The organism is Ferruginibacter sp., assembly GCF_028288465.1.
GTDB lineage: Bacteria > Bacteroidota > Bacteroidia > Chitinophagales > Chitinophagaceae > Ferruginibacter.
On sequence record NZ_JAQBNR010000002.1, the window covers coordinates 147,606 to 157,167 of the forward strand.

Genomic DNA, 9,562 nt, shown 5'->3' on the forward strand with positions numbered 1-9,562 from the left:
TAATTGCAGCTTGCAGCAGCTTACTGAAAACAATTTGTAAGTAAGTCAGGATTGAATGAACCGGAACATAGTGACCTTTCTTAACGACGCAAGCAGGAATTGAATTTTTGAGTATAACTGCCGGAACGTGTCAGGAGCGGCCTCAATTGCCAGTCAGGATGTTTCACTAACCTGGCTACCATTCATGTAAAAAAAATATTGAAGGCAGTATCTTTCGTAACTTCAAACTCATATCAGAGGGCAGTTAAACTGCCTCATAAAAAAGCCACAAACATGATCATTCAACAACCCAACCGCACCGCTTACCGGGTCGAAATGATTTTATCAGGCGTGTTTTTGTTTGCCTGCCTGGTATGCTTCATTGTTAATTATTCTATTGATCGTTTCTTTAGCTGGTCATTGTACCCGGCCGGCGCTTTGTTTATGATATGGGCCACCATTACTCCATTTTTGCTGCTGCAAAAAAATAGAGCAGAAGGTTCATTCATAGCGTTGAGCGTTACCCTGATTCCCTTTTTATTATTGGTGCAATGGCTGGTGCCGGCAAAGGGCTGGTTTTTACCATTGGCACTGCCGCTCGCTCTCCTGGTGTTGGCGGGCCTCGGTATATGCCTCTTTGCTTTTCGCTTTATAAAAAACAAATTATACACGGTTGCTGTGGCCATTTTTGTGTTTGGCGTAGTGGTAAATTATGGTGTCGGTATGGTTGTAAAAAATTATTTGCCCTATTCAGGCATTGATGAAGTTTCCAGGATTTCTACCATGGCCGCAGCTGGTATTTTATCATTGCTGCTGGCCGTAGTTGGTTCTCTTAAAACTACTGTACGGCCTTAAGCACCCGGCATTTTAAAATGCTGCTAAAAATCACTATCATATTTCTGCTCAACACATTGCCTGCCGAAACACTACCAATAATATTGCTGCATTTCGGTATCGTAACCCTAAGCTTCATTTTGTTTCAGTGTTTGGCCGCGGCTGGTGGCAAGGGATGTACCCATAAACTATTTGCGCATCCGTGCACCAAGTGCTACCTTAGTAAAGGCGCGTTTACTACTGCGCCAATATGAATTAAAAAGATGAACATGAAAAATAGTTGCTTTCTCTTTCTGTTTCTAATGAGTGGCTTTTTTGTTTATGCACAAGCTCGTAAGTTATCCGAACAGCAGCGACAAGCCATTGCCGGGCTGATCAATCAATACTCGCAGGCCCGCGAACTAAGGGACACCCTGTTGCTAAAAAAGATACTGACTGCAGATATAGATCAGCTGGTATCTACCGGTGAATGGAGGGCAGGTATTGGTGAGGCCGTGCAAGGAATGATGAGGAGCTCTGCCAATAACCCGGAGCATAGAACACTTACCGTGGATAAGATACGGCTGGTAACAGCTAACAGTGCTATAGTAGATTGCCGCTATGAAATCGCCAATTCCAATGGTGATCCCAAAAAAATGTGGAGTTCGTTTATCGTGGTGGAAAACAAGCATGTTTGGAAAATAGCCGCCATAAGAAATATGTTGCCTGCAGTCCGTTAATTGAGATGAATTTAATTTGGCTGTACCGTTTTAATTTAGTGCCGGTGTTGCTTCTTTTTTAAGCCCTGCGGATACCTGTTAAAATAGTTGTATTTTAATTTTTCAATTAACAAATATGTTGAATAGACGAGACTCTCTTAAATTATCCGCTGCGTTAGTTGCAGGTATATTTATTCCCGCATCAGTCAGAGCCACCGTTACTGCGCCGCAAGGCCCTTTCCGGTTTTGCCTCAATACAAGCACCATCAGTGGCCAAAACCCGGGACTGCTGCGTGCTATAGACATTGCTTCCACAGCGGGTTACGATGGTATGGAGCTTTGGATAAGTGATATCAGGGCCTGGCTTAAACAGGGAAACACGCTACAGTCATTGGCAGCTTATCTTTCATCAAAAAATATAGTGGTAGAAAATGCGATCAGCTTTACCGCATGGATGGTGGATGACGAGGCGCAACGAAAAGCGGCATTGACAGAGCTGGAAGAGGAGATGAAAATAATGGCTGCTATCGGTTGCCATCGCATTGCTGCACCCCCGGTCGGTCTTAATAAAAATCAACCGCTCGATTTTCAAAAAGCTGGGGCCCGCTACCGGCACATACTGGCATTGGGGCGACAATACAATGTAATGCCGCTACTGGAATTCTGGGGAGCGTCTGGTACATTGTATAACCTAAGCCAGGCGATGGCCATCGCCGCTGCGGCCAACGATAAAGATGCCCGTATACTACCAGATGTGTATCATCTATTTCGTGGCGGCTCCGGCTTTGAAGGATTAAGTCTTTTAAACGGCAAGGTGATTGACATAATTCACATGAATGATTACCCTGCTGCCAAACCTGTGGCTGAACAAACGGACAGTGACAGGGTATACCCCGGCGATGGTGCTGCGCCACTTAAACAAATACTGCGTGACCTGAAAAACATCGGTGGTACCAAAGTCCTTTCGCTTGAATTGTTTAATAAAACCTATTGGGGCCAGGACCCGCTGGTTGTCGCCACCACCGGGTTACAAAAAATGCAATCTCTGGTGAAGGAGGTGATGGGTTAATGAATATTTTCCCGCAAAGCTATTCAGGTAAAAGGTTATTGCCCCATGCTAAAAAAGAGATTGAGCCTTCATGATTGAGATGCTAATGCGGTTATACATTGAACCGGTATCCAATTAGCTTGTCAATTTGGGTAGAAATTGTTTTATCCTGCATTTGAAAAAAGATAAAAGACCAAATAGTTTACACGGTTAAAATGCCATACGATCCAAACAAACATCACCGCAAAAGCATCCGCCTGAAAGGATATGATTATTCGAAAGCAGGGTTGTATTTTATAACCATTTGTGTGCAAAACAGAAAATGTTTGTTTGGGGAAATTATTGAAGGCGAAATGATATTGAATGATCCAGGAAAAATGGTATATAACGAATGGATAAACATAGCGGAACGGTTTACCAATATTCATTTGCATGAATTTATTGTGATGCCCAATCATTTTCATGCCATTATGGAAATCGTAGGGGCAACCCTCGTGGTTGCCCAAAATACGGTTGATCAAAATGGGATTGATGATTTGGAAATGGGGCAACCACAAGGGATTGCCCAAAATACGGTTGATCAAAATGGGATTGATGATTTGGAAACGGGGCAACCACAAGGAATTGCCCCTACCACCAAACCAAAAACCGTTGGTGATATTGCGGGTGGATTTCAATCCATTGTAACGGTGGAATATATCCGTGGCGTAAAACAATTGGGTTGGCAACAATTTAATGGAAAATTGTGGCAACGTAATTATTATGAACATATCATTCGGGATGAATTATCCTATCACCGCATTTCGAATTACATAATCAACAATCCCAAAAACTGGAAAGATGATAAATTCCATAGTCAATAATTCGTATTGCATAACAGAATGGGTAGCTAATTATTTATTTGCAAAAAAGATGTGCCAGATTGTAAAAAGGAATGAAGTCAGGCTACCTAGTAGCTAAAATAGTACAAGTGATAAAATTGAAGTAATTATTCAATGTTTTAATGGATAGCAAACACCAGGTTTTTAATGGCCATGCGGTGAAATAAAAGATTCCTCTTCATATTACTGAAAGCAATCGACAGTAAAATCGGACAAACAAAAAAGCCTTGAAAGTGAACACTATCAAGGCTTTTATAATTTACAAGTACTCGGGATGGGAGTACTTTATGGTTGGTTTAGTTTTGTTTAGATTTCTTTACATTTTCGCAAAAGCCCAGTATAATCAATACTTTCAGAGGATATCAAAAAGATTGTAAAACAAACAAAAAAAGAGAAAAACGTCCCCCCAAACGTCCCCTGAGAATTTAACTGCTATATTTGAAAAAAAATTCTCCATGCCTTCTACCACATTTGTATTAAAAGAACCTACCAGCAAAGAGGAAACTCTGGTTTATTTAATTTTCCGTTTCAATAACTCAAAATTGAAATACTCGACCGGCCAAAAAATACTTTCCAAATTTTGGAATACCGAAAATCATCGGGCAAGAGAAACAAAACTTTTTAAAGATCATCTTGAATTCAACACATCCCTGAATGACTTAGAAGCCTTTATAAACAGCCGCTATAGAACCCTTGTAAATGATGGCGAGAAAATAAACGTTGAAATTCTGCGAAGCCTTATTGATCAAAAGTTAGAGAAAAAGAATACTGTGTACACCAAACTTTTAATCCCATTTATTGAACAGCTTATTTCACAAACTACCAAAGGAAAAAACACGGTAAAAAATTATGAACAGACAAAAAAGAAACTGTCTGAATATGAAATTGCCTATAAATTAAAATTGAAGTTTACTGATATTGACCTCGACTTTTACAACACCTTTTACAACTTCTGTACTGGCCGTGGTTTCAGTACAAACACTATCGGAAATTTAATAAAGAACATCAAGGTTTTTATGAATGAAGCCTTAGACAGAAAACTTCACAATAACGTTGAGTATAAAAACAAACGTTTTAAAACAGTAGAGGAAGATTCAGAAAATATCTATCTGGCAAACAAAGAAATTGATATTTTATACAATCTAAACTTAGAGGCAAACAGTAAACTTGATAAAGTAAGAGATGTATTTATCATTAGTTGCTTCACTGGGCTGAGGTATTCGGATTTAATCAAACTGACTGATGATAATATCATCGACCACCATACAAAACTAAAAATTCAAACAGAAAAAACCGGCGAGGTTGTTATAATTCCATTACATCCCTATATCCGGCAAATTATAATTAAACATAAAGGTGTTCCAAAATATGAAATCAGCAATCAAAAAATGAATGACTATTTAAAAGATTTGGGAGAGCTGGCTGGACTCAATGAGCAGGTTCTGATATCAGGCACCAAGGGAGGAATAAAAATATCAGAAAGCCAGGAAAAGTATAAACTCATTACGATGCATACAGCCAGACGGTCTTTTGCAACCAATGGCTACTTAATGCAAATACCGGCAATTTCACTAATGAAATTAACTGGACACAAAACTGAGAAAGCATTTTTAAAATACATAAAAATTAGCCAAGAAGAAAACGCTAATAAATTAATTAACCACCCATTTTTTAATTTATAAATTGCCAATTAAACTATTCTCTTATGAACTTAAATATTACTGACGTCGAAATATTCCAGTTATCTGAAAGGATAAAAAATTTGGAAGATTTAGTAGTTAAAAAAAATAAAAAAGCTGAGGCAACCAGAGCTCAAAAAATGTTACTATTGAAACATACAGGTATTTTAGAAATAATCATAGGCTTTAAAATACAAAAACAATACAAGGCAAAATTTTTATCTGTTCTACTTAATTGTGACGAAACTAATCTTGAAAATGATTTGAGTTTTATAATGAATGATAACCCTAAACTCAGAAATAAAAAAGACTATGAATTCCTGATTAAAACTTTCGACGAATTAGGCATGGCAGACAAAAAGAAAGAAGTAGAAGAATTTTCAAAAAAAATTCCAACAAAGTAGTTACTTCTCTGCATTACAGCTTTGAATTTTGAATTCAATTTGCCGTTATAAAACAAAGGCAAAATGAGTAAAATTATTTTAGATGGAATTGATCTGGATGAACTGTTAGAGAAGATTAGTGAGATAATTGAGGCTAAACTAAATAAAGCAAAAAGTAATCGTAAAAAAGCTGATGATACTGGCTTACTATCTCGCAAAGAAGTTTGTAGACTTTTAAAAATTTCGCTACCCACCCTCTCTGAATACACAAAATTAAATTGGTTACAATCTTACAAGATTGGAAACCGTGTACTTTATAAATCCGATGAAGTCGAAGCTGCAATTGATAATGTATGCAGCAACAAAACAAAAAAATATACTAACTAAAATCCCTCGATTTCGGAAGTACCACACTCCGCAAAAAATCAAATCCCATCATCTTAAAAAAATAAACAGTTACACCTCACATTAAAAATGCTAAGAATGCTGTTACTTTACTAATTATTTTAGCATTATGCAGTGGGTTATAGATGTTTCATATAATAGTAAGCAATACTTACTAAAAGCAGATTTAGAATATAAAGATGACCAAATAGTTAAAATCCGGGTGCATGGCATGACGGGCAGTGTGCTACTTGAAACTGAATATAACAGATTTTATGAAGGCAAACTGAGTTGGAAGTTTCTGGAAGGTGGCATGAAAAATTACGGACATGATACTGTGCGTTTGCAATTTGATATTATAGCTTGCCTGGAATACTATGTCATAAATGATTTGAAATGACTAGCGTTTAATTAAATCTTGACTTAAAATGTGGCTATAAATTTTAGGGTGTTTAAAAGCCCTTTTCTTAAATTGCAAGAGCAATATTTTTGCTAAGCATATCTCTAAAAAAAACCTCAAAATTCGAAACACAAAATTTCAAAATTTTTGAAGGGTGCCCTGATCATTTTGTCGGCAAAAAATCAGAGGTCAAAAACTCTTTTTTTAAACATACATGAAAAACCGTTCCCTGTCTCTCTCTTAAAATACAATCAGACGAACAGAAACGACCCTTCCTTTAATTATCACCTCTGCACCTTGGTGATTCCCTTACTATGATAAAAATAACCTCCTGACGATTACCGGACGACGTAAGCCCGTTTTCGCAGAAAACTGTATTTGGGCTTTGGTCGGAAGTGTAATAACATCGACCAAGTCGTCCGGTAATAGGATACACACAACAAGCGATTTTTCGCTTGTAACCCTCTCCCACAAATCGTTTCAGATTTGGTATTATTCAAAACACGTATTTGTATTTTGAGCCCCCTACTTTTTTTTTCACGTTTCACCCAAAAATGGCAGGTTTGACCCCGAAAAAATTCGCTTTTTTTTGCTCTAAAAAGCGCAAAATCTGGAAGCAGTTGAAAGGCTTTTTTTCTATTTTTTGAGGGGTCAAAATGTAATGTCAAACCGCTGATTTTTTTAGTACATCCGAAAGGGAATGCAGACAAATGATTGTTCAAAATCACTTCCATAGAACTCTCTTCAAAGGTGTTTCGTTTAATTTTTTCCCAAGCCTGTCTTTAAGGTTATGCATGTCTTCTTCGTTTGTCGATATAAAGGAGAAACAAGATTCCTGGGCACATAACTTTTGATACTCCCTTTCCTTAATTTCCTGCTTGATTTTATAACTACTATCATTTAAACCAAAGTGCTCGAGAATTATATAGTTTCCCTTGTGATCATCTATGACGAAATCTGGACGAATGTCATTATCTCCTAGACGCATGGCCGGCTCATACTGGAAATTAATATTGTTGGCGGTAAAGAAATAACAAATAAGCAATTCGCTTTTAGATTTCACCCTCTGTGAATTGAAATAATATTTCCCTTCAAATTTTTCTTTAAACTCAACCTCCTTTTTATTCTTTACATATTCTATACTCTGCAGTTGCTTTTTCCCTTCAAATTTTTCTTTCCAGTGAGGTCTGCATAATGTATGACCTTCGGGAACTTCTGTTCCGCAAACTTCGCATTTCGGCTTTTGTTTTTCCTTTTCTGTACATTCCCAGCATAACGCAAACCAAGGCTTTTTAGGTTTTCCGCAGATTGGGCAAATGGCTTTATCAATCATAGTTTAAAATTTGGTTTCAAATATAACGACAAAAACAAAATTTGCGTACTATAGTCTACAGTTAAAATCGGCTTTAATATTCATTTTCGATCAAATGAATAATTCACTAGCTAAAGCCTTTGGTAGTGTTCTTAAGGAATTAAGAAACGAAGCTGGTATATCCCAAGAAAATTTGGCCTATGAATGCGAATTAGATCGTTCTTTTATCTCAATGTTAGAAAGAGGACTAAGAATTCCAACTTTAGAAACATTGTTCAAAATATCAACTCCTCTCAATAAAGCCCCTTTTGAAATAATCAAGATGATGGAACAGAAGGTTCAAAATAAATAATAAAGTGACTAGTCTCTGTAAGTCAAAAGAATTCGTATTTAAAGATTATGTACCAACCTTACATAATCATTGATGGGCCAGTATTGTAACAGTTAACCTTGTTTTATTTGTTTGTAAAAGAGAAAAGTTATCGGTATTGATTGTTAACATATGCCTAATTACTTTGTTTTTTTAAAATAAAAGTATAATTTTATACTCAACAACAACAAATTTGATACTATGTCAAAAAATAAACAATCAAATACTACTGAAGATCCACTTAGTTTCAAACGAGATACACGTTCTATTCGTGAAGGTCGTATTGAAGCTTATGGGTTAGTACAGGTCAGTAAAGCTAATGCCAATCCATTAATTTTAATCGGCATGATGCCAAAACCAGAAAGTCACATGACCCCATTAGAAAAAATGGAAAGATTAACAACAGGGGTCAGTAAGGAAGATTTAGAAGAATTAAAATTGAGAACTGAATTAGACTATGATAAGCTCGCAAAGCTACTATCAGTAACTAGAGCTACACTTATAAATAAAAAAGGCGCAGAGAAATTTAATGTCACTTTAAGTGAAAGAATAATTGGACTGGCAGATATATATTCATACGGCTATGAAGTATTTGAAGATGAAGAAAAGTTTAATAAATGGATGTTTAGCCCCAATAAAGCTCTTGGTGGAAATACCCCCTACGAAGTAAGTAACAATCAATTTGGCAGAGAAGAAGTTAAAAATATCATTGGTAGAATTGAATATGGAGTTTACTCTTAAACATAACTGTAGAAAGGATGATTTTATTTAGAGTGGGAAAAACAAAATATAGTAAAGACCTTACTGGCGAAGGAGCTCGCTTACATGGTGGCAGATGGAATCACATCGGAACTTCATGTATTTATACTTCTGAAAATCGGGCATTAGCAGTTTTGGAATATACAGTCAATGTGAATATAGACGATGTACCTAGGTCATTAAGTATAACCACTTTTGAAGTGCCGGATGTTTCAATACATGAATTAACCATTGCTGAATTGCCCGGTAACTGGATAGAGTCACCCTCTCCAACATCTACCAAAGATTTCGGAACTATACTTCTCAATTCTGTTAAAACTCCAATTATTAAAATCCCATCTGCAATAATTCAACAAGAGTATAATTTTTTGTTGAATCCAATTCATCTAGAAAGCAAAAATTTTAAGATACTTGACGTTAAAGATTTTATCTATGATGTTAGAATAAAATTAGTATAAAGGAAATACTTTCTACCGTCGCCAACTCTCTGTAACTACTATGTTCTTTTAAAACGAAAACAATTGAGGATACTTTGATTGATTCTAAAATTCTAGACAGGGTTAACGATTCTATTGACAAAGCACTTTATGCTTTTGTAACCAATAACGAAATAATATTTAAAGACGAGTTAGATAGAAGAGCAATTAAATACTCAATTATAAATGAGATAAAAGAATGGGGATGTAGGCTCCCCTTATTTTAGTGCCACCGGTAGTTAGAGTTTTCTAAGTTAATCATCTTTTGTTTTTTCAACTATTTTATCCACTAAACGGCTCTCTTCAATTTTTGGATGATTTTCGTTCGCCGTTTGTGGATAAAGCGATGGTACATTCAA

General features: G+C 36.4%; 12 protein-coding genes. 11 read left to right on the top strand and 1 reads right to left on the bottom strand.

Annotation, left to right across the window (positions count from 1 at the left end; translation table 11 throughout):
* Positions 1–273: 273 nt before the first annotated feature.
* The 8 genes from JWR61_RS01865 (at position 274) to JWR61_RS01900 (ending at position 6,286) form a co-directional block, all read left to right on the top strand.
* Positions 274–834: a DUF6320 domain-containing protein gene (locus tag JWR61_RS01865; RefSeq protein ID WP_301926162.1), complete on the top strand. Its 561-nt coding sequence runs from the start codon at positions 274–276 to the stop codon at positions 832–834.
* A gap of 248 nt (positions 835–1,082) precedes the next feature.
* Entirely contained in the window at positions 1,083–1,532 is a 450-nt protein-coding gene (locus JWR61_RS01870) for a hypothetical protein (RefSeq protein WP_301926163.1), read from the top strand.
* A 115-nt stretch (positions 1,533–1,647) separates the two neighbouring features.
* The gene (locus tag JWR61_RS01875) at positions 1,648–2,580 is read left to right on the top strand and encodes a sugar phosphate isomerase/epimerase (protein ID WP_301926164.1); all 933 of its coding nucleotides are present in this window, start codon (positions 1,648–1,650) and stop codon (positions 2,578–2,580) included.
* 194 nt (positions 2,581–2,774) lie between these two features.
* Positions 2,775–3,422, top strand: a complete 648-nt coding sequence (locus JWR61_RS01880; RefSeq protein ID WP_301926165.1) for a transposase — start codon at positions 2,775–2,777, stop codon at positions 3,420–3,422.
* A 473-nt stretch (positions 3,423–3,895) separates the two neighbouring features.
* Complete coding sequence (locus JWR61_RS01885) at positions 3,896–5,122, top strand: site-specific integrase (protein WP_301926166.1); 1,227 nt, start codon at positions 3,896–3,898, stop codon at positions 5,120–5,122.
* A gap of 23 nt (positions 5,123–5,145) precedes the next feature.
* Positions 5,146–5,523 (top strand): hypothetical protein, encoded by a 378-nt coding sequence (locus JWR61_RS01890; RefSeq protein ID WP_301926167.1) that lies wholly within the window; start codon positions 5,146–5,148, stop codon positions 5,521–5,523.
* A gap of 63 nt (positions 5,524–5,586) precedes the next feature.
* Positions 5,587–5,889 carry a helix-turn-helix domain-containing protein gene (locus JWR61_RS01895; RefSeq protein WP_301926168.1) on the top strand — a complete coding sequence of 101 codons (303 nt, stop codon included), beginning with the start codon at positions 5,587–5,589 and terminating at the stop codon, positions 5,887–5,889.
* Positions 5,890–6,016: 127 nt separating this feature from the next.
* On the top strand, positions 6,017–6,286 hold the full coding sequence (locus JWR61_RS01900) for a hypothetical protein (RefSeq protein WP_301926169.1): 270 nt from the start codon (positions 6,017–6,019) through the stop codon (positions 6,284–6,286).
* A gap of 724 nt (positions 6,287–7,010) precedes the next feature.
* Here the strand turns inward: JWR61_RS01900 and JWR61_RS01905 are convergent.
* On the bottom strand, positions 7,011–7,619 hold the full coding sequence (locus JWR61_RS01905; protein ID WP_301926170.1) for a hypothetical protein: 609 nt from the start codon (positions 7,617–7,619) through the stop codon (positions 7,011–7,013).
* Between the two features lie 94 nt (positions 7,620–7,713).
* Between JWR61_RS01905 and JWR61_RS01910 the strand changes: the two genes are divergently transcribed.
* The 3 genes from JWR61_RS01910 to JWR61_RS01920 all read left to right on the top strand — a co-directional run bounded on the left by JWR61_RS01910 (position 7,714) and on the right by JWR61_RS01920 (position 9,185).
* Positions 7,714–7,950, top strand: coding sequence for a helix-turn-helix domain-containing protein (locus JWR61_RS01910; protein ID WP_301926171.1), 237 nt, complete (start codon positions 7,714–7,716; stop codon positions 7,948–7,950).
* Positions 7,951–8,169: 219 nt separating this feature from the next.
* Positions 8,170–8,709, top strand: coding sequence for an antitoxin Xre/MbcA/ParS toxin-binding domain-containing protein (locus JWR61_RS01915; RefSeq protein ID WP_301926172.1), 540 nt, complete (start codon positions 8,170–8,172; stop codon positions 8,707–8,709).
* Between the two features lie 17 nt (positions 8,710–8,726).
* Positions 8,727–9,185: an RES family NAD+ phosphorylase gene (locus tag JWR61_RS01920; protein ID WP_301926173.1), complete on the top strand. Its 459-nt coding sequence runs from the start codon at positions 8,727–8,729 to the stop codon at positions 9,183–9,185.
* Positions 9,186–9,562: the final 377 nt, after the last annotated feature.